Origin of the sequence: Actinophytocola sp. (genome assembly GCF_050699915.1) — a bacterium.
GTDB lineage: Bacteria > Actinomycetota > Actinomycetes > Mycobacteriales > Pseudonocardiaceae > Actinophytocola.
Genome location: NZ_JBOHGA010000118.1, coordinates 1 through 19,006, shown reverse-complemented (window position 1 = coordinate 19,006; position 19,006 = coordinate 1). Strand labels below are relative to the sequence as shown.

Sequence of the window (19,006 nt, the reverse complement as noted above, 5' to 3'; positions counted from 1 at the left end):
CCCGCTGGCAGCGGCTCGATCGGTGGCAGGACCGTGTGGCTCGCGGTGCGCCCGACGACCGGGCCCAGCACGTACAGCCCGTCGTGGCCGGCGAACAGGTAGTCCGGGCGCAGGTAGTCGGCCTGGCCCCAGGCGCTCCAGCTGATCTTCGCGTGTAGCCGGCCGCGCACCGCGGGCAGCAGGTGCACCGGCCCGACGCCGGACCGGGACGGCACCGGCATCCGCACCGCCGCGAACGCGGCGCCCTCGCCGGGCTCCATCGACACGGTCACGTCGTTGGCGCGCCCGGCCTCCACGTTGTCCGCGAGCTGCACCGCGTGCACCTTCGGCCGGCCGCGCGGCGGCGTCACCAGCAACGCGCTGACCAGCAGCGGCGCGCCGACGAGCAGCAGCTCCAGCCGGTGCAGCACCACACCCGCGACGGCCAGCCCGACACCGCACGCCACGGCCCGGGTCAGCGCGTCGGTGCGCCGCCAGCCCATCGTCCGCACCGCCCGGCGGCCCAGGAACCAGCGCCGCGCCCGGTGGCCCAGCCCGGATCTCGCGCTCGTGAGGTCCGACCCGGCCTGCTCGGGAGTGCTCACCGCCGTGAGCGGGTGCTCGCGGGACCGGGCACCGCGCCGAGCAGCTCGGCCACCACCTGCTCGCCGGTCACGCCCGAGCTCCACGTCTCCGCGCGCATGGTGAGCCGGTGTGCGAGGGCCGGCACGGCGCACTCCTTCACGTCCTCGGGCAGCACGTAGTCGCGCCCGGCGAGCACCGCGAGGGCCCGCGAGACCAGCAGCAGCGCCTGCGAGCCGCGCGGCGAGGCGCCGATCTCGACCGACCGGTGGCCGCGGGTGGCGTTGGCGAGATCCACGCAGTAGCGCAGCACGTCCTCGTCGACGTCGACCCGCTCCAGGCCGGCCTGCAGCGCGGCGAGCCGCGACGCGTCGATCACCGGGTCGAGCACGACCTCCTCCTGGCGGCGGGCGACGCGGCGGCGCAGCACCTCGGCCTCCTCCTCGGGCGGCGGGTAGCCGATGTCGAGGCGGAGCAGGAAGCGGTCGAGCTGGGCCTCGGGCAACGGGTAGGTGCCCTCGTACTCGATCGGGTTCGCGGTGGCCAGCACGTGGAACGGCCGAGGCAGCGGGAAGGTGCGGCCCTCGACGGTGACCTGGCGCTCCTGCATCGCCTCGAGCATCGCGGCCTGCGTCTTCGGCGGCGTGCGGTTGATCTCGTCGGCGAGCAGCAGACCGGCGAACACCGGACCCTGGCGGAAGCCGAAGTCGCGCTCGCCGGGGTCGTAGATGAACGAGCCGGTGATGTCGGCCGGCTGCAGGTCCGGGGTGCACTGCACGCGGCGGAACTCCAGGCCCAGCGCCTGAGCGAGCGAGCGGGCCAGCAGCGTCTTGCCGAGCCCGGGGACGTCCTCGAACAGCACGTGCCCGCCGGCGAGCACGGCGGCCAGCGCCAGCCGGACCGACCGCTGCCGGCCGACGACCGCGGTGGCGACCGAGTCGAGCACGGCGGCGGTGTCCTGCCGGATGGCGTCCGGGGTCAGCGGCTGGTCCACTGTGGACGGTGAGCTCATGGTTCCTCCAGGCGCCGCAGCATGGCGGCGAACTCATCGGGCTTGGGCAGGCGGGCGCCGGACGCGGTGAGCAGTCCGTGCAGGTCGTCGCCGAGTCGCTCGCGGGCCCGCGGGTCGTGCAGGTCCTCGATGTCGGCGGTCTCGGGGTCGCGGCGCAGGGTGGTGAGCGCGAGCCGGCGCAGCCGCGGCTGGACGCGCGAGGTGAACCGGTAGGGGTCGGTGGCGGCCTGGCCGAGCCGGTCGGCGAGCGAGCTCGCGTGCAGGCAGACGCTGGCCGCGGGCAGATCCGGCTCGGGCGTCCAGTCCTGGTCGAAAGTGCCCACGAACATGGCGGTGACCAGCACGGCGGCGGCCGGTGGGATCGAGACGAGCACGGCCCACCAGAAGGGCACGTCAACGGCGTAGGTCGCCGTCACACCGACCACGACGGCGGTGAGGACGGCCAGCGCGGCGGCGCGGAGCGCGCTCACGACGCCCCCTCGCAGGCTCGGTGCCGCCGCTCGCGGTCGCCCTGTGTCTGATGGTTCGCTCCGCAAGCTCCGCTCACGACGCCCCCTCGCAGGCTCGGTGCCGCCGCTCGCGGTCGCCCTGTGTCTGATGGTTCGCTCCGCAAGCACCGCTCACGACGCCCCCTCGCAAGCTCCGTGCCGCCGCTCGCGGTCGCCCTGTGACATCGATTCACTCGCAAGCTCGCTCATGCGTCCGCGGTCTCGGCGCCGGCCCGCGGGGCGAGCGCGAACAGGATCCGGTCCAGGGCGGCGAGTGCGGCGGCCGCGTCGGCCTCGCCGACCTGGCCTGGCGGGCCGAAGCGGGCGCGCTGGTAGAGCTCGCGCAGCTCGTCCAGGGCCGGCTCGCTCATGGTGTGCCGGGCGAGCAGGGCGGCGGTGAACTCGGTCGCGGTCTGGTGCGGCTCGCGGCCGGCGCCGCCCTGCGCGGCGGCCTCCTCGAGCCGCAACCACGCGGCGACGACCGCGTCACCCGGCGGGCCGCCTTGGCGGCCGGCGAGCTCGGCGCGAGCCTGCTGCGCCGCGCGGCGCAGGCGCATCTGGATGGTGGACTCGAGCGCGCCGATCTCGTCCTCGGCCTCCTGCACGCCGACGCCCAGCCGGGGCAGCCGGCGGATTCGCTGCCAGCGCTGGATGATCAGCGAGATCGCGACGAGCAGCAACACCATCGCGACGATGAGGAAGGACTTCTGGACCAGCTCGAGCTCGTCGACGATGTCGACCTTGAACGCGTTCTCGTCGGGCGTGACGCCGCCGGAGGTGGTGCCGCCGCCGGTCCCCCGTTCGAGCGGCACGTCCCGCAGGCTGCCCGGCACCGCCGACTTCCCCCGCGCGGACAACACCGCGAACAGGAGCAACGCCGCGACCGCGCACAGTGCGGCAACTCGGGTGCTCCTCATCCCTGGCAGCATGCCGCACGGATCACGGAAGTGAAGGTTCTTTATCCAGTCGATATCTGTCGACACGGCCGCCTGTGCGCGAGATGTGCGCTCAAGATCCGAGGCCGGCCAGCTCCTTGGCGCGGCTCAGGACCGTCTCGACCATCGCCGGGGTCAGCTTGCCGGTGAAGGTGTTCTGCTGGCTCACGTGGTAACAGCCCAGCAGGTGCAGCGGACGGTCCGGTTGATGCCGCCCCTCGAGCGTGACCTCCACGCCGTGACCGAAGCGGGGGCGCGGGGTCGGCACCGACCAGCCGGCCGCCGCCAGCACCGGCAGCAGCGCCTGCCAGCCGAACGCCCCCAGCACGACGATCGCGCGCACCGGCAGCAGCGACAGCTCCTCCGCGAGCCACGGGCGGCAGTTGTCCCGCTCGGCCGGGGTCGGCTTGTTGGCCGGCGGGGCGCAGCGCACCGGTGCGGTGATCCGCACGCCGTAGAGCTCCAGGCCGTCGCCGGCGTGGGTGGACGTCGGCTGCGAGGCCAGGCCCACCGCGTGCAGGGCGGCGTAGAGCACGTCCCCCGAGCGGTCGCCGGTGAACATGCGGCCCGTGCGGTTGGCGCCGTGCGCGGCCGGGGCCAGGCCGACGATCGCGAGCGGCGCGTCCGCCGGCCCGAAGCCGGGCACCGGGCGGCCCCAGTAGGTCTGGTCGGCGAAGGCGGCCCGCTTGACCCGGGCCACCTCCTCCCGCCAGGCGACCAGCCGCGGGCACGCACGGCACTCGGTCACCCGCAGGTCCAGCGAGGCGAGGTCGGACACGTGGGAATTGTGCTTGGCGCCCCGCCGAACCCACCACGTAGGGTTCCGATCATGACCGACGAGGCGTCCGAGAAGAAGTCCACCGAGGAGAAGCCGGCGGAGCCGACCGACGACCTCGTCACCAGCCCGCACTCGATCACGGTCCGCCGTCGCAAGCTGAACTACACCGCGACAACCGGCCGGATCGTGCTGCGCAAGGAGATCATCACCGACGGCACGTTCGACGGGCACGTGCCCAAGGCCGAGGTCTTCCTCACCGCGTACACACTGGACGGTGCCGACCCGACGAAGCGCCCGGTGACGTTCGCGTTCAATGGCGGGCCGGGCTCCTCCAGCGTGTGGCTGCACCTCGGCCTGCTCGGTCCGCGCCGCGTCGTCTCGGGTGACGTCGGGGAGCTCACGCCGCCGCCCTACGAGCTCGTCGACAACGCCGAGACCCTGCTCGCGCACAGCGACCTCGTGTTCATCGACCCGGTGTCCACCGGCTACTCGCGGGCCGTGAAGGGCGAGAAGCCCGGCGAGTACCACGGCTTCCAGGGCGACATCGAGTCCGTCGGCGAGGTGATCCGGCTGTGGACCTCGCGCAACGGCCGGTGGATGTCGCCGAAGTTCCTCGCCGGCGAGTCATACGGGACCACGCGCGCCGGCGGGCTCGCGCACCACCTGCAGACCCGGTACGGCATGTACCTCAACGGGTTGATTCTGATCTCGGCCGTGCTCGACTTCGCGACGCTGGACTTCAACGTCGGCAACGATCTGCCCTACTCGCTGTTCCTGCCGACCTACGCGGCGATCGGGCACTACCACGGGCTGCACGGCGACCGGCCGCGCGCCGAGGTGCTGGCCGAGGCCGAGGAGTTCGCCGCGCGCGACTTCCCGTGGGCGCTGGCGCGGGGCGACCGGCTCACCGCCGACGAGCGCTCGGCCGCGGTGGCCCGGCTCGCGGCGCTCACCGGGCTGTCGGAGGACTACGTGGACCGGGTGGACCTGCGGGTCGAGCACGTCCGGTTCTTCACGGAACTGTTGCGCGACAAGCGGTTGGTGATCGGCCGGCTGGACTCGCGGTTCACCGGCTGGACGACCGACTACGGCCGCGAGCACATGGACGAGGACCCGTCGTTCACCGCGATCTCCGGCGCGTACACCGCGGCGCTGAACCATTACCTGCTAGCCGAGCTGGACTACCCGAACGACCTGCCGTACGAGGTGCTCAGCGTCGGGGTCAACACGCAGTGGTCGTACAAGGAGTTCGAGAACGCCCACGTGACGGTCACGGACAAGCTCGCGAGCGCGATGCGCGCGAACCCGCACCTGAAGGTGCACGTGGCGTCGGGCTACCTCGACGGCGCGACGCCGTACTTCGCCTCGGAGCACGTGCTGGCGCACCTGAACATCCCCGAGGAGCTGCGCGCGAACATCTCGACGGCGTACTACGAGGCGGGCCACATGATGTACGTGCACGAGCCGTCGCGGGTGCGACAGTCGAAGGATCTGGCCGATTTCGTCACGTCGGCGTCGAACCGCTGACGCCGACGCTCTGGGCGGCCGCGAGCTCCTTGTAGTCACCTTGGTTCGTCACGACGGCGACCACGCCGATCTGCGCGAGCGCCGCCACGACGACCTGGATGACCTCCTGGGTCGTCAGGCCGCCGAGGACCGCGGTGGCGAGCACCGTCAGCCCGCCGCCGAGCGCCGCGACGATCGTCTTGGCCCAGGCGCCGACGCCGGTCGGCAGCTCCGGCACGACGGCAACGCCGACCGCGGACACGAACGTCCCTGCCACCAACACCCACTCCTGCGGGGTGATCCCGCCGGTGAGAACCGAGGAGATGAACGACAACACGGTGATCGCCACCGCGCCGATCGCCTTCGCGTACTTGCGGATCATCGTCATGATGGCTTCCCTTCTCGGCTGATTCGCCTGTGGGCTGCACCATGAGGTCGCGTTCGCCGAGCGCGCGTTAGGCCCTCTCACCCGTGCGGGTTACGCCGGTGCGGTCAGCGGGGTGTGGCGCCCCAGTAGAGCCAGGCCGCGGTGCTCACCGCGGCTGTGGTCCAGTTCGATGCCAACAGCTCGAACCCCGTGGCCGTGATGTTTCGCGACCCCAGCGTGAGGCGGGTGCTGTCGGTGCTCACGTCCACGTGGGGCGGCGTGGTGAACGTCCCCGCCGGGAAGGTCACCGGGATCGCGGCGAACCCGCCCGGGGCGATCGACGCCGGTGGGTGCAGCTCGCCGGCCGCCGGGGACTGCGGGCCGATCCACGTGCGGTACACGTTCCACACCGGGCCGGTCGTGCGCCAGCCCGCGTACCACACACGAAAGCCCAGCACGCCCTCCTCGTACGCCGGCACCAGCGCGGCTCGGTACAGCTGGTCGTGCTCGCCCGCCCGAACCCGGGGGATCACCGTCTTGCCGGAGTTCGCGAAGCTCGTCCCGGTCACCGACGACAGGAACAGCAGGTCGCCCGCCGCGCCGCTGGAGCCAGTGGTGCAGTCGTTCAGCAGTCCGACGTACCGGCCGGCCTGGCGGGTGACGTACAGGTGCCACGGCTCCTTGCCGGGCTGCATAGTGCCCACCGACACCGTCGCCGGGGCCGTCCACGCGCCGGCCGGGTCGAGCGTCGCGCTCACCAGGCGCACCACCCGGTTCGGCGACGGGACCGCGTCGACCGCCCACAGCACCCAGTGATCGTCATCGAGGACCAGGGTCGGCGACACCATCCGCAGCGTGGCCATGTTCGCCTGGTAGTAGCGGATCTTCGGGGCCCAGGTGACCCCGTCCACGCTGGTCGAGTAGTACAGCTGCTCCTCGCCGCCGACCGCGTTCGGGTCGAACGTGCGCCAGAACAGGTAGAGCACATCGCCGGGACCGAGCTTGAGGTCCACGTCGGAGTTGTAGGCGGGCTGGCCCGACTGGTCGTCGATCGGGTTGGTCAGGCCCGGCGGCACCACCCACGTGATCCCGTCGTGGCTCACCACGATGTTCGGGTCCTCGTGGTCGTCGTTGCCCGCCGGGTAGGGCGTGTGCGCCATCCAGTACTCGAACCCGTGCCACCCGTCGGGGAAGAACAGCACGCTGGGATGTGTCGTCTGCCCGCCGGCGGGCGTCACGTGGGTGGGCACGGTCAACCGGTCGCCGACCAGGCCGGTGATGCGCGCCGGCAGCGGGACGACCTCGTACGACTCGTCCATCAGAACTCCCTTGTGCGACTTGCACATTCGATCGCGGAGCCAAATGAAGTCGTTAGGGGCCAAGCGTTTCGATCAGCCCTCGGAGACCTCGGCGACGGCGGCGTCCTCGTCCGTGCTGATCTCGCCGAGCTTCTCGTTGAGCTTGGCGACGATCAGCTCGGCCTGGTCCTCGGACACGACCTCGCGCACCACGTCGGCGAGGAGCATACGCTGCGCCGCGACGACCTCGTCCGCCGTGGGCATGTGCTCGGCGCACGAGTCGTCGATGATCCGCGTCATCGCCTCCGGGCTGGTGTCGTCGGCGTTGATCGCGGCGAGCAGCGCGGCCTGCCCCGCCGTGATGCGGCGCTGGTTCTCGACCACGACCGCGTACGTTCGGGACACGCGCCTCTGCGTCTCGACGAGTACCCGGTACTGATGGGGTGTCATCACGTCCTCCTTCGGGTCTACGCCGGGCCAGTGGTCGGCGACGATCGACAGGTCGAAGTGGCCCCGGCCGTGGGTCGGCGGGTCCGCGTACTGCTTGGCGACGGCGCCTGGGATGAGCCGGGCCACGTTGTCGTACTTGGCGATCCAGTAGTGCGGCTCGCGAATCCCCCGCCGCTGGAACTCCCTGCGCACCGTCGGCCACGTGCTGGCGTTGCAGTAGACGCTCGGGTCCACCCCGGCGCGGCGGCGCATGACGACCCAGCCGGGTGCCTGCGCCGGCGTGGCGTCACCCGGCTCGACGTCGAGCACGTGCCCGTCGTTGACGCGCGCGAAGATCGCGATGCGCACCTTGCGCGCCTGCGGGAACATCGCCCACTCGCCGGCCGACCAGGCATATCGGCTCGGCGGCAGGTAGCCGGCGACCATCCTGGCCGACCTCGGGATGGCGCTCGGCGTCACCGAGTCGTACATGGTGCGGGGCATCGGCGAACCTCCAGGGCCCGGTGGTCATCGCGCGTCGCGTACTCATCACGATAAGTCACCATATTCCGTTGTGTCCGGGTTCGATAGCTACCCGCCGATCGTCGGAATCCCATCCGCCGACTGCCCACCGGCGCTGCTCCGAGCGCGCCGTCGACTGTCCACATGGTCCGTCCACAGTGTGCACAAACGAAACGCCCCGGGCCGAGGCCCGGGGCGTTTCTTTCTTCCAGTGGGTTACCTCAGGAAGCTACGCCCCTGGGTGACCGCTGCCCAGGCGTCCACGATGCCGTTGCCGTAGAAGCCGTTGAACTGCTGGCCACCCTCACAGGTCGCGGTGAAGGTGTCGTCGCGACCCTCGTCGAGGTAGTCGACCGTGCGCGGCTCCGGGCACGGAGTCGCGAACGCGGTGTTCTCGAGCACGCGCTGGACCTTGTCCGGGTCCATCGACGCGTTGTTGCCGCTGTACTTGCCGTACTCGCTGACGATCAGCGAGGACACGCCCGCCGCGTGCGGCGAGGCCATCGAGGTGCCCTGCAGGAACTGGTAGTACCCGCACTCACCGTTGGCCTTGCAGGCCCTCTGCACCCCGAGCGCCTCGCCGTCCGGCGTGACGTTGCCGTCGGCGTCGATGGTCCCCTCGGCGACGCCCACGTTGCGCGGGTACGTCGAGAGGATCAGGTTCTCGTTGGTGCGGAACAGCGGCGTGCCGAAGTAGTCGCGGAAGTAGCCACCCGGCGCGGACACCGAGATCTGCTCGAGGCCGTAGCTCGAGTAGTCGGCCTTGCCGCCCGACGGGCCGAGCGCCGACACGCCGATGGTGTGCGGGCCCTCGATCGGCAGGGACTTGCACGTCGCGTTGTCGATCGTCCGCGTCTTCGAGGTGCCGACCGGGAAGTCCGGGCTGGTCGAGTCGGGCTGCGGGTTGCCGTTGTCCTCGTGCTGGTTGCCCAGCGCGACGACGTTGGTGACACCCTTGCGGTGCGCGTAGTTCAGCGCGCGGGTCATCGCGGTGACGATCGTGCGCTGCTGGGCCTGCTCCTCGGGGGAGTCGGCCGGGTTGTTCTGGCAGTTGTACAGCCACGGGTCCACGAAGAACGACATGTTGACCACGTCGAGGCCGGCGTCACCGGAGTAGGTGATCGCGTCGACGACCGGCTGCAGGAAGAAGAAGCCGGAGTCCTGGCCACCGCGGATGTTCACCAGCGACACCTTCGGCGCGACGCCGGAGACGCCGAAGCCGTTGGCGGCCGCGGCGATGGTGCCGGCCACGTGCGTGCCGTGCCCGCCGTCGTCCCAGTTCGCCGGGTCGACACAGCCGCGGAACTCACACGGACCGTCGACGACCTGGCCGAGCTCGTCGGTCGGGATGTCGTGGGTGAAGTTGCGCGACAGCTTCGCGTCGAAGTTCGGCTTGATGTCGGGGTGGTTGCCGTCCACGCCGGTGTCGAGCACGCCGACCTTGACGCGCTTGTCACCGGGCTGCACGGTCCGCGACAGGTTCGACCGCACCATCGACAGGCCCCAGAGCTGGCCGTCGAGCGGGTCCATCCCGACCGCGGCGCGCGGGTTGCTCCCACGCGACTTGCCGTGCTCGCTGTTCTCCTTCGCGACGCGCTTGTCCGCGCGGCGGTCCGGCGACTCGCCGACGACCCGCACCTTGCTGGTGAGCAGCACGTCCGGCGACGCCGCCAGGCGCTGCGTGAAGCCGTTCTCGGGAGCGGACGCGGTGACCAGGCCGACGGCCGCGTTGCTGCGCTCTACCTTGCCCCCAGCCGCCTTGACTGCGGCCTCCGCCTTCGCGACCGCTACCCCATCCCGGGCGAGCACGCTGTACTCGACCGTCTTGCCGGAGAGCTCCGGCTGCGCGACGGCGTTCGGCATGGCAAGGACCGTCATCCCGGCGAACACCGGTACGGCCAGCAGTGCCAGCACTGTCTTGCGTTTCACGCATTCCTCCTATTTCGAACTACCGCCCCGACTGCCCCTTGTTAGGGCACGACTGATCTTTCCTCAGCGAAGTGGCACGCGCTGGGATGCCCCCCACCGCGCGTCGCCAGCTCCGGTTCGGATTCGGCACAGATCTCCTGCGCCAGCCAACATCTGGTGCGAAACCGACACCCGGACGGTGGATCGACCGGGCTCGGCACGTCACCCTCCAGGCGGATCACCTGTCGCCGGCCGCGGACGGTGGGATCGGCCACCGGGACCGCGGAGAGCAACGCCTGGGTGTAGGGATGCGTGGGTCGAGAGTAGATCTCCTCCTCGGTGCCCACCTCGACGATCTTGCCGAGATACATGACGGCCACCCGATCGGACAGGTGGCGCACCACGGACAGGTCGTGCGCGATGAACACATAGGACAGCCCGAACTCGGACTGCAGCTCGCCCAGCAGGTTCATCACCTGGGCCTGGATGGACACGTCGAGCGCGGACACCGGCTCGTCGCACACGATCACCTTCGGCCGCAGCGCGAGCGCGCGGGCGATGCCGATGCGCTGGCGCTGTCCGCCGGAGAACTGGTGCGGGTAGCGGTTGATGTGCTCGGGATTGAGCCCGACCACGTCCAGCAGCTCGCGCACCTTCGCCGAACGTGAACCTTTCGGTGCGACTTCCGAGTGAATTTCGAACGGCTCGCCGACGATGTCGCCGACCGTCATCCGCGGGTTCAGCGACGTGTACGGATCCTGCAGCACGATCTGGATGCTGCGCCGCAGCCGGCGCAGCTCCGCGCCACGCATCGCGAAGATGTCGCGGCCCTCGAAGCGGGCGGTGCCGCTGGTCGGCGGCATGAGCCGCATCAGCACCTGGGCCAGCGTGGACTTGCCGCAGCCGGACTCGCCGACCACGCCGAGCGTCTCGCCGCGGTACAGGTCGAAGGACACCCCGTCGACCGCGCGGACGTGGCCGATCGTGTGCTTGAACAGGACGCCGACCCGCACCGGGAAGTGTTTGACCAGGTCACGGACTTCGAGGACGGGCTCGCCGGCATGCGACTCAGACACCGCGCACCAGCTCCTCCGCAAAATGACAGGCGCTCGTCCGCCCGAATCCGAGCCGGTGGCCCGCCGGTACGTCCGTGCGGCACAGATCCTGCGCCATCGAGCACCTCGGATGGAAGGGGCATCCGATGGGAATTCTGAGCAAACTGGGCGGCAATCCCTTGATGGTGTTCAGCTCTGCTCCTTTTTGGTCAAGGCGAGGCAACGATTCCATCAACGCCGACGTGTACGGGTGACCCGGGCGCCGGTAGAGCGATACCGCGTCGGCGTGCTCCACGATCCGGCCGGCGTACATGACGGCGATGCGGTCCGCCACCTCGGCGACGACGCCGAGGTCGTGGGTGATGAGGACGAGCCCCATGCGCCGCTCGGCCTGGATCTCGGCGAGCAGGTCCATGATCTGGGCCTGCACGGTGACGTCGAGCGCGGTGGTCGGCTCGTCGGCGATCAGCACCTCCGGGTCGAGCGCCAGCGACATCGCGATCATCGCCCGCTGGCGCATGCCGCCGGAGAACTCGTGCGGGTACTGCCGGATCCGGTGCCGCGCGTTCGGGATGCGCACCAGGTCGAGCAGCTCGATCGCCCTGGTGCGGGCCTCCCGGCGGGACGTGCCGAGCCGGATCCGCAGCTGCTCGGCGATCTGGAAGCCGACGGTGAACACGGGGTTCAGCGCGGACAGCGCGTCCTGGAAGATCATCGCGATGCCCTCGGCCCGCACCTCGGTACGCCGCTCGTCGTCGGCCGCGAGCAGGTTCTCCCCGCGGTAGCGGATCTCACCGCCGGTCACCACGGCCGGCGGCACGTCCAGGATTCCCATGATCGCCTGCGCGGTGACGCTCTTGCCGGACCCGGACTCGCCGAGCACGGCCAGCGTCTCCCCCGCGTCGACGGTGTAGCTGACGCCGTTGAGCACCCGGGCCACCCCGTCGCGGGTGTGGAACTCCACGAACAGGTCGTCTACTTCCAGCAGCGGCGGCTCCGGCAGCTCACCGGTGTCAGAGAGGTCGTTCATCGGGTCACCTCAGCTTCGGGTCGAGGGCCTCGCGCACGGCGTCGCCGAGCATCACGAAGGCGAGCACGGTCACGGTCAGGAAGCTCGCCGGGAACAGCAGCATGTGCGGCGCCACCCGGACGAAGTTGCGGGAGTCGGCGATCATCACGCCCCATGACACGGCCGGGTCGCGCAGGCCGATACCGAGGAACGACAGCGTCGCCTCGGCACCGATGAAGGCGCCGAGCGCGATCGTCGCGTACACCAGCACCGGCGCCAGGCAGTTCGGCAGCAGGTGCCGGTACAGGATCCGCGAGGGCCGCGCGCCGAGCGCCCGGGCGGCCTTGACGTAGTCCTGCTGCTTCGCCGAGATGGCCGCGGAACGCATGATCCGCATGGCCACCGGCCAGGACAGCACGGCGAGCGAGAGCACCACGACCCCGACGATCGGCACCGCCCCGCTCACCCCGGCGTTGCGGAAGATCGTCAGGATGACGATCGCGCCGAGCACGAACGGCAGGGCGAAGAAGACCTCGCCGATCCGGGACAGCAGGTTGTCGACCCAGCCGCCCGCGTACCCGGCGAGGATGCCGAGCACGCTGCCGATCAGCACGGTCAGCACGGCCGCTCCGATGCCGACCAGCAGCGACCAGCGGGTGCCGTACACGACCCGCGCGTAGACGTCGCGGCCCTGCAGGTCGTAGCCGAACCACGCCTGCCCGGACGGTTTCTCCCGGGTGTGGGCCAGGTCCTTGAGGTCCGGGTCGGCCGAGGTGAACAGGCCCGGGAACACCGCGACGACGACCAGCAGCAGGATCACCGAGCCGGCGACGATGAACAGCGGCCGGCGGCGCAGGTCCCGCCACGCGTCCGAGGCGAGGCTGCGCGGCTTGCCGGGCTTGGCGCCCGCGTGCTGGGCGGAGTCCGCGGCGTGCTCCGCACCCACCACATAGGACTGGGCGTCCTGGGTCGCGGTCGCGCCGGCCACCGCGGCGGAGGGGTCAGTCATAGCGAATCCTCGGGTCGAGTACGGCGTAGAGCAGGTCGATGATCAGGTTGACGAGCAGGAACACCAGCACCAGCAGCACCACCACGCCGGTCACCACGACGCCCTCCTTGGCGAGGATCCCGTCGTAGACGAGGCGCCCGATGCCGTTGATGCCGAAGATCCCCTCGGTGACGATGGCCCCGCCCATCAGCGCGCCGATGTCGGTGCCGAGGAACGTGACCACCGGGATCGCCGAGTTGCGCAGCAGGTGGACCCAGATGATCCGGCGCTGCGGCAGGCCCTTCGCGAGCGCGGTGCGGATGTAGTCGGACCGCTTGTTCTCCGCGATCGAGGTCCGCGTCAGCCGGGACACGTACGCCATCGACAGGCTGCCCAGCACGAAGCCGGGGATGAGCAGCTCGGACCAGGTCGCCTCCGAGGAGACGGTCGGGGTCATGATCTCCCACTGGAAGCCGAGCAGGATCTGGATCACGAAGCCGGTGACGAACGTCGGGATCGCGATCAGGAACAGCGTCGAGACCAGCACCAGGTTGTCGAGGAACCCGCGCCCGCGCAGGCCGGTGACGATGCCGGCGATGAGCCCGATGACCGCCTCGATCGCGACCGCGACCAGGGCGAGCCGGACCGAGACCGGGTAGCGCAGGGCGATCAGCTCGCCGACGTCGAGGCCGGAGAACGTCTCGCCGAAGTCCCCGGTCACCAGGTTGCCCAGGTACTTGGCGTACTGGACGAACACGCTGTCGTCGAGGTTGTACTTGTCGGTCATCATCGCGATGAACGAGTCCGGACAGGGCCGCTCGCCGCACATGCCGGCGAACGGGTTGCCCGGGATCGTCCACACGAGCAGGTAGATCAGAAATGTGGTGCCGATGAACACCGGAATGAGCTGGAGCAGGCGCCGAAGCACGTAGCGGCCCATGGTGTGCGCTCCCTCGGGTCACCGGAACCGGCCGGCCCGCGGGAGGCGCGAGCCGGCCGGCACCGGATGAGTGGTTACTTGACCTCGACCACCGACAGGTCGAGCTCGCGCTTCGGGGTCATCCGCACGCCGGTGAGCCGGTCGGACCACGCGTAGATCGACGGCGTGTTCCACAGCGGCACCGCGGGCATGTCCTCGGCGATCATCTCCTCGGCCTCGTGGTAGAGCGCGAACGCCTCCTCCTCGGTCGGCGCGCTGTCGGCCGCCTCGAGCTTGGCGTCCACCTCGGGGTTGGAGTAGCCGTTGTCATTGGACGAGCCGCCCGTGCGGTAGATCGGGTTGAGGAAGTTCTCCACCAGCGCGTAGTCGGCGAGCCAGCCGGACCGGTAGACCTGGTCCATCGTCTGCGCGTTGATGGCCTCGCGGACCTCGCCGAACTCCTGCACCGGCGCGAACGTGCAGTCGATGCCGAGTGCGTTCTCGATCTGCCCGCAGACCGCCTCGACCCACTCCTTGTGGCCGCCGTCGGCGTTGCTGGTGATCTCGACGCCGCCCTCCCAGCCGGACTGGTCGAAGAGCCGCTTGGCCTCCTCCGGGTCGTACTCGCACCACTTCCCGCAGGCGCCCTCCTCCCAGCCGGGGAGCTTCGGCACGCCGTACCCGTTGGCGGGCTTGCGGTTGCCCTCGTAGATCGCGTCGATGACCGCCTGGCGGTCGATGGCCAGCGAGATCGCGTGCCGGAAGTCCTTGCTTTGGTACTTCTGGTCGTACAGCGGGAACGACATCGTCTGGTTCGCGAGTATCTCGGCCACGTCGGCGCGGCCGGGCAGGTCGTTCTGCCAGACGTTGCCGGCGATCGCCTGCGGGGGCAACGTGTCGAGGAAGTCGAGCTGGTTGCCCTTGATCTCGACGTAGGCCGCGTCGGCGTCCATGAAGCGGAACTTCACCTGGCGGATCTTGGGCTTGTCCTCGCCCTGGTAGTCCTCGTACCGCTTGATCCGCAGCTCCTGGTCGGGGACCCGGTCGACGAACTCGAAGCCGCCGTTGCCGATCGGGTGCGCCAGGTACTTCTCCTTGTCGGCGAAGAACGCGTCGGGCAGCGGCATGTACGCGTTGTAGCCGGTCTTGGTCTTGAACACCGCGTGTGGCTGGGTAAAGGTGATGGTGAACGTGTAGTCGTCGACGACCTTCAGGCCGGACATGGTCTTGCCCGGCGGCGTCGGCGGCTTGCGCGGGCCGTCCTGGTCCGGGTCGGCGGTGTACACCTGGTCGTAGCCCTCGATCTGCTGGAAGAAGCTCGACAGCTGCTGTCCGTTGGGGCTGTAGGCCGTGTAGTTCCAGGCGTCGACGTAGTTCTTGGCCAGCACCGGGGTGCCGTCGTGGAACGTCCAGCCCTTATTGAGCTTGACGGTGTACTCGTTCGGCTTGGTGAGCTCGAACGACTCCGCGTTGGCCAGGCGCGGCTCGCCGGAGACCGGGTCGTAGTCCATCAGCCCGGTGAACAGCGCGTCGAGGATCTTGGTGCCGCCCGACTCCGTGGTGTCGCCCGGCACGAGCGGCCGTTCGGGTTCGGTGCCGAACACGGAGATCTCGGTGTTCTCGTTCTTCTGTGGATCGCCACCGCCGCCGCCCTCTTCCCCGTCGCCGCCACCACAGCCGGCGACGGCGAGCGCGACCGAAAGGGGGATCACCGCCGCCGTCCAGCGCGGTCTACGCATGCCGTTGTCACCTCCCGTATAAGGAATGTGGAGGGAAGTTAACGGCGGAACCGACAAGAACAGCGCACGCGGCCGTTACGAAGAAGTGCCGATCATGCACATTGTGCGCACTTTCCCGAAAATGTCCCGCGTGCACATCCCGCGGCATATTCCGCGGTGCCGAGAAATATGCGTTTTCGGGTCAGAGCAGGGAAAGCACGATGCCGTCGAGAATGTCGTGCTCGCTCACGAGCAGCTCCGAGATGCCCGCGGCGGCGGCGAACCGCTGCGCCAGCACCTGCGTGATCAACGCGCCGCCGCCGATCACGTCGACGCGGCCGGGGTGCATCGAGCCGATCGCCGCGCGCTGTTCGCGCGTCGCCTCGAGCAGCCGGGTCGCCGTCCGGTCGATGTCCACATCGGACAGTCGAGACAGGTGGGTGCGCTCCGAGTCGTACTCGTCGAGCCCCTGGTCGACCGCCGACAGCGTGGTGATGGTGCCGGCGACGCCGACCCAGGTGTGGGCCTTGTCCACCGGGACGGTCTCGAACGCCTCGCCGAGCACGTCGCCGGCAAGCGCGAGCGCCGCCGCGATCTCGTCCGGCGTGGGCGGGTCGGACCGCAGGCAGCGCTCGGTGATCCGCACGCAGCCGATGTCGACCGAACGCGCGCCGACGATGTCCGCGCGCACCCCGTCCCAGGTACCGACGACCACCTCGGTCGAGCCGCCGCCGATGTCGGTGACCACGAACGGGCCGTCGTCGGGATCGAGGTCGCCGACCGCGCCGGTGAAGCTCAGCCGCGCCTCCTCGTCGCCGGAGATCACCTCCGCCTCGACGCCCAGCACGTCTCGGGTCATGCCGAAGAACTCGTCGCGGTTCGCCGCGTCGCGAGTGGCGGAGGTGGCGACCATGCGGACCCGCTCGGCACCCTTGCGCCGGCAGATCGCCGTGTAGTCGGCGAGAGCGGCGCGGGTGCGCTCGAGTGCCTCCGCACTCAGTCGCCCGGTGGCGTCGACTCCCTCGCCGAGGCGGACGATGCGCATCTCGCGATGGACGTCGCGCACGTCCGCGGACCCGTCACCGCCAACGGTCACGTCGGCCACCAGCAGCCGGATGGAGTTCGTCCCGCAGTCGATCGCAGCCAGTCGCGCCATGCCCGGAGCCTATTGCGCCGGGCCCGCGCTCAGGTCGTGGGCACCACCGAGGTGCCCGCCTCGCCGGCCGGCGAGGACGACGGCGGCGCGGACGTCGGGGTCACCGACGACGAGCCCTCCGACGCCGACGAGGAAGACGACGGCGGGGTGGACGACGTCTGGCACGGGTTCGTCGTGGTCGTGCTCGGCGGCGACGACGGCGGCGTGGTCGTGGTGGTCGTCGTCGTGGTGCCACACGTCGGCGAGGTCGTCGTCGAGCTCGACGGCGGCTTCGGGCGCGGCGGCGTGTTGTCCGACGGCGGCCGGTTGACCGGCGGGTTGTTCGGGCCCGGCCGGCCCACGCCGCTGCCCGGGTTCTGGTTCACCGGCGGGCGCATCGCGGCGATCTGGCCAGGGTCGACCGGGGTCGACGGCAGCGGGTTGGTGCCCTTGGCGTAGGCGTCGGCCCAGATGAGGACCGTGCGGACGTAGCTGTCCGAGTGGTTGTAGCGGAACACCGCGGTGGCGCGGTCGCGCGCGTCGGACAGGTCCATGCCGCCCGAGCACAGGTACTTGCCGGCGGCCACCGACGCGTCGTAGATGTTGTGCGGGCTGGAGACGCCGTCGCCGTTGCCGTCCGAGGCGTAGCCGCTCCAGGTCGACGGGATGAACTGCATCGAGCCGACCGCGCGGTCCCACCGGGCGTCGCCGTCCAGCCGGCCGCCGTCGGTGTCGCGGATGGCCGCGAAGCCGCCGCCGTTCAGCACCGGGCCGAGGATCTGCGGGACGGTGTTCCCCGCCGCGTCGGCCTGCCCGCCGCGGGCGTGGTTGGACTCGATGCGGCCGATGCTGGCGAGCAGCGACCAGTGGAGCTTGCACGTGGGGAGCTCGTTGGCGAGCATCAGCGCGGCCTTGGTGTAGGCCTCGTACATGTTGCTCGGGATCATCAGCGGGCCGTTCGGCAGGTCGCCGGTCGGGCCCATCTGACGCAGGCGGTCGATGTCGCCGGCGCTGGCGAGCACCTCGTCGCCGATGCGGTCGTCGTCGCCGACCTCGCCGCTCGCGCTCACCGAGTCGGGATCGGTCATGCCGTGCAGCCCGCCGCCCGCGGCGGCGGCGACCGCCTGGGACGGGTCCACCCCGGTCGGCTCTCCCGCGACGGCGGCGGCGACCAGCAACATCGTCCCAGTGGCGGTGACGACCTTCCGGTTACGTCGCTTGTCGCGCTTCTCGCGGCGTTCCGCCTTGGCGGCAGACCTGCTGCTGTGCTTTCCCGCCTTCACTGCTTCCGAACCCCTTCGCCTACCTGAGCGACACCCAACCCTAGTACCAGGTCGCTGAGTGTCGCTGTGCGAACGCCGCGTGCCACCGTCTCACGAACCATCATCACAAGAAAGAGGTCAGCAACGAGTCAAGACGATCGTCGCTGCCTGACGGACGTAGACGATGGTCTCCCGGGTTGCTCCCGGGGGAACATCCGGTGCCTAGGATTCGCAGCCGCCCCCGGGCCAGCCGTCGGCCAAACGGAGCAATGTCTCGTCCCCGAACGGGTTCACGCCAGGCCCGACGGCAAGCGCGTGCGCGACGTGGACGTGGAGGCACTTCACCCGGCCCGGCATCCCGCCCGCGCTGACGTCGGTGCCGAGCGGCTCGATGGCGTCCCGCTCGGCGAGGTAGGCGTGGTGCGCGGCGAGGTAGGCCGCCGCGAGCTCCTCGTCGTCGGCGAGCCGCTCGGTCATCTCCTTCATCAGCCCGCTCGCCTCCAGCGTGCTGACCAACGACGTCAGCCGCGGGCAGGTCAGGTAGTACAGCGTGGGGAACGGCGTGCCGTCCTCCAGCCGCGGGCTGGTCTGCACGACCGCCGGATGGCCGCTCGGGCACCGAGCCGCGACGGCGCGGATCGCCCGCGGCGCTCGGCCGAGCTGCTCGGCGACCATCGCCCGGTCGGCGTCGGAAACGCGGTTCACTCGCCGGACACCGCGTTCCAGAGCGAGAGGTACCACGACTCGTCGAGCATGTCGCGCGCCTTGTCGCCGTCGCCGCCCCGGCCCGACGCCTTCTCGGGCAGCTCCACCATGTACGGGGTCTCGCCGGGCATCACGTAGCGCAGCCGCCGGCGGGCCTCGGCCTCGACCTGAGCGGGGTCCTCGAGCTGGGCCTTGCGGTCCTCGAGCGCCTCTACCTGCTCGCGTAAGTCCGCCTGCCGCTGCTCCTGGATGTCCACCTCGTCGCGCTGCGACAGGTAGGTGCGCAGCGGCACGGCCACCGACAGCGCGAGCGCGCACACCACGATCGCGAGCACCGCCGCGCGCCGGGTGGTCGACAGCCCGAACGCGGCCGCCGCCCGGACGGTCCGGCTGCGACCCGGGTCGCGGTCC

At 70.5% G+C, this 19,006-nt stretch carries 18 protein-coding genes and 1 pseudogene; 1 reads left to right on the top strand and 18 read right to left on the bottom strand.

Annotated features, from left to right (window positions below):
- The 5 genes and pseudogenes from ACRDSK_RS20465 to ACRDSK_RS20445 all read right to left on the bottom strand — a co-directional run.
- A pseudogene (locus ACRDSK_RS20465) lies at positions 1-584 on the bottom strand (DUF58 domain-containing protein); the annotation flags it as partial.
- The gene (locus ACRDSK_RS20460; protein WP_431442813.1) at positions 581-1,573 is read right to left on the bottom strand and encodes an AAA family ATPase; all 993 of its coding nucleotides are present in this window, start codon (positions 1,571-1,573) and stop codon (positions 581-583) included. The pseudogene ACRDSK_RS20465 and the gene ACRDSK_RS20460, both read right to left, overlap by 4 nt.
- On the bottom strand, positions 1,570-2,043 hold the full coding sequence (locus ACRDSK_RS20455) for a hypothetical protein (protein WP_431442812.1): 474 nt from the start codon (positions 2,041-2,043) through the stop codon (positions 1,570-1,572). Before ACRDSK_RS20455 ends, ACRDSK_RS20460 begins: the two co-directional genes overlap by 4 nt.
- A gap of 224 nt (positions 2,044-2,267) precedes the next feature.
- Positions 2,268-2,978 (bottom strand): DUF4129 domain-containing protein, encoded by a 711-nt coding sequence (locus tag ACRDSK_RS20450; RefSeq protein WP_431442811.1) that lies wholly within the window; start codon positions 2,976-2,978, stop codon positions 2,268-2,270.
- Between the two features lie 91 nt (positions 2,979-3,069).
- Complete coding sequence (locus tag ACRDSK_RS20445) at positions 3,070-3,774, bottom strand: uracil-DNA glycosylase (protein WP_431442810.1); 705 nt, start codon at positions 3,772-3,774, stop codon at positions 3,070-3,072.
- Positions 3,775-3,825: 51 nt separating this feature from the next.
- On the opposite strand from ACRDSK_RS20445, the gene ACRDSK_RS20440 reads away from it, so the two are divergent.
- On the top strand, positions 3,826-5,301 hold the full coding sequence (locus ACRDSK_RS20440) for a S10 family peptidase (RefSeq protein WP_431442809.1): 1,476 nt from the start codon (positions 3,826-3,828) through the stop codon (positions 5,299-5,301).
- On the opposite strand, the gene ACRDSK_RS20435 is transcribed toward ACRDSK_RS20440, so the two are convergent.
- From ACRDSK_RS20435 to ACRDSK_RS20375, 13 genes are all read right to left on the bottom strand, one after another.
- Positions 5,279-5,668 (bottom strand): hypothetical protein, encoded by a 390-nt coding sequence (locus ACRDSK_RS20435; RefSeq protein ID WP_431442808.1) that lies wholly within the window; start codon positions 5,666-5,668, stop codon positions 5,279-5,281. The two genes, ACRDSK_RS20440 and ACRDSK_RS20435, sit on opposite strands and share 23 nt — an antisense overlap.
- Before the next feature lie 104 nt (positions 5,669-5,772).
- Positions 5,773-6,966, bottom strand: a complete 1,194-nt coding sequence (locus tag ACRDSK_RS20430) for a hypothetical protein (RefSeq protein WP_431442807.1) — start codon at positions 6,964-6,966, stop codon at positions 5,773-5,775.
- A 72-nt stretch (positions 6,967-7,038) separates the two neighbouring features.
- Positions 7,039-7,878 carry a hypothetical protein gene (locus ACRDSK_RS20425; protein WP_431442806.1) on the bottom strand — a complete coding sequence of 280 codons (840 nt, stop codon included), beginning with the start codon at positions 7,876-7,878 and terminating at the stop codon, positions 7,039-7,041.
- A gap of 234 nt (positions 7,879-8,112) precedes the next feature.
- A complete protein-coding gene (locus ACRDSK_RS20420; protein WP_431442815.1) occupies positions 8,113-9,774 on the bottom strand; it encodes a S8 family serine peptidase in 1,662 nt (553 codons plus the stop codon).
- A gap of 92 nt (positions 9,775-9,866) precedes the next feature.
- Complete coding sequence (locus ACRDSK_RS20415) at positions 9,867-10,880, bottom strand: ABC transporter ATP-binding protein (RefSeq protein WP_431442805.1); 1,014 nt, start codon at positions 10,878-10,880, stop codon at positions 9,867-9,869.
- The gene (locus ACRDSK_RS20410; RefSeq protein WP_431442804.1) at positions 10,873-11,889 is read right to left on the bottom strand and encodes an ABC transporter ATP-binding protein; all 1,017 of its coding nucleotides are present in this window, start codon (positions 11,887-11,889) and stop codon (positions 10,873-10,875) included. Before ACRDSK_RS20410 ends, ACRDSK_RS20415 begins: the two co-directional genes overlap by 8 nt.
- Before the next feature lie 4 nt (positions 11,890-11,893).
- Complete coding sequence (locus ACRDSK_RS20405; RefSeq protein WP_431442803.1) at positions 11,894-12,877, bottom strand: ABC transporter permease; 984 nt, start codon at positions 12,875-12,877, stop codon at positions 11,894-11,896.
- Positions 12,870-13,796 carry an ABC transporter permease gene (locus tag ACRDSK_RS20400; protein WP_431442802.1) on the bottom strand — a complete coding sequence of 309 codons (927 nt, stop codon included), beginning with the start codon at positions 13,794-13,796 and terminating at the stop codon, positions 12,870-12,872. The genes ACRDSK_RS20405 and ACRDSK_RS20400 overlap by 8 nt, the downstream gene beginning before the upstream one ends.
- A 74-nt stretch (positions 13,797-13,870) precedes the next feature.
- Positions 13,871-15,514 carry a peptide ABC transporter substrate-binding protein gene (locus tag ACRDSK_RS20395; protein ID WP_431442801.1) on the bottom strand — a complete coding sequence of 548 codons (1,644 nt, stop codon included), beginning with the start codon at positions 15,512-15,514 and terminating at the stop codon, positions 13,871-13,873.
- A gap of 181 nt (positions 15,515-15,695) precedes the next feature.
- On the bottom strand, positions 15,696-16,649 hold the full coding sequence (locus ACRDSK_RS20390; protein ID WP_431442800.1) for an exopolyphosphatase: 954 nt from the start codon (positions 16,647-16,649) through the stop codon (positions 15,696-15,698).
- A 29-nt stretch (positions 16,650-16,678) separates the two neighbouring features.
- Positions 16,679-17,911, bottom strand: a complete 1,233-nt coding sequence (locus ACRDSK_RS20385) for a lytic transglycosylase domain-containing protein (protein ID WP_431442798.1) — start codon at positions 17,909-17,911, stop codon at positions 16,679-16,681.
- A 201-nt stretch (positions 17,912-18,112) separates the two neighbouring features.
- On the bottom strand, positions 18,113-18,565 hold the full coding sequence (locus tag ACRDSK_RS20380; RefSeq protein WP_431442814.1) for a DUF501 domain-containing protein: 453 nt from the start codon (positions 18,563-18,565) through the stop codon (positions 18,113-18,115).
- A 26-nt stretch (positions 18,566-18,591) separates the two neighbouring features.
- A partial coding sequence (locus ACRDSK_RS20375) for an FtsB family cell division protein (protein ID WP_431442797.1) occupies positions 18,592-19,006 on the bottom strand: 415 nt, incomplete at its 5' end.

Excerpts from the sequence above, each read along its gene's own strand:
- ACRDSK_RS20460 (WP_431442813.1), bottom strand. The coding sequence starts at position 1,573 with ATGAGCTCACCGTCCACAGTGGACCAGCCGCTGACCCCGGACGCCATC.
- ACRDSK_RS20450 (WP_431442811.1), bottom strand. The coding sequence starts at position 2,978 with ATGAGGAGCACCCGAGTTGCCGCACTGTGCGCGGTCGCGGCGTTGCTC.
- ACRDSK_RS20440 (WP_431442809.1), top strand. The coding sequence starts at position 3,826 with ATGACCGACGAGGCGTCCGAGAAGAAGTCCACCGAGGAGAAGCCGGCG.
- ACRDSK_RS20435 (WP_431442808.1), bottom strand. The coding sequence starts at position 5,668 with ATGACGATGATCCGCAAGTACGCGAAGGCGATCGGCGCGGTGGCGATC.
- ACRDSK_RS20430 (WP_431442807.1), bottom strand. The coding sequence starts at position 6,966 with ATGGACGAGTCGTACGAGGTCGTCCCGCTGCCGGCGCGCATCACCGGC.
- ACRDSK_RS20425 (WP_431442806.1), bottom strand. The coding sequence starts at position 7,878 with ATGCCCCGCACCATGTACGACTCGGTGACGCCGAGCGCCATCCCGAGG.
- ACRDSK_RS20420 (WP_431442815.1), bottom strand. The coding sequence starts at position 9,774 with ATGACGGTCCTTGCCATGCCGAACGCCGTCGCGCAGCCGGAGCTCTCC.
- ACRDSK_RS20410 (WP_431442804.1), bottom strand. The coding sequence starts at position 11,889 with ATGAACGACCTCTCTGACACCGGTGAGCTGCCGGAGCCGCCGCTGCTG.
- ACRDSK_RS20405 (WP_431442803.1), bottom strand. The coding sequence starts at position 12,877 with ATGACTGACCCCTCCGCCGCGGTGGCCGGCGCGACCGCGACCCAGGAC.
- ACRDSK_RS20400 (WP_431442802.1), bottom strand. The coding sequence starts at position 13,796 with ATGGGCCGCTACGTGCTTCGGCGCCTGCTCCAGCTCATTCCGGTGTTC.
- ACRDSK_RS20395 (WP_431442801.1), bottom strand. The coding sequence starts at position 15,514 with ATGCGTAGACCGCGCTGGACGGCGGCGGTGATCCCCCTTTCGGTCGCG.
- ACRDSK_RS20390 (WP_431442800.1), bottom strand. The coding sequence starts at position 16,649 with ATGGCGCGACTGGCTGCGATCGACTGCGGGACGAACTCCATCCGGCTG.
- ACRDSK_RS20380 (WP_431442814.1), bottom strand. The coding sequence starts at position 18,565 with ATGGTCGCCGAGCAGCTCGGCCGAGCGCCGCGGGCGATCCGCGCCGTC.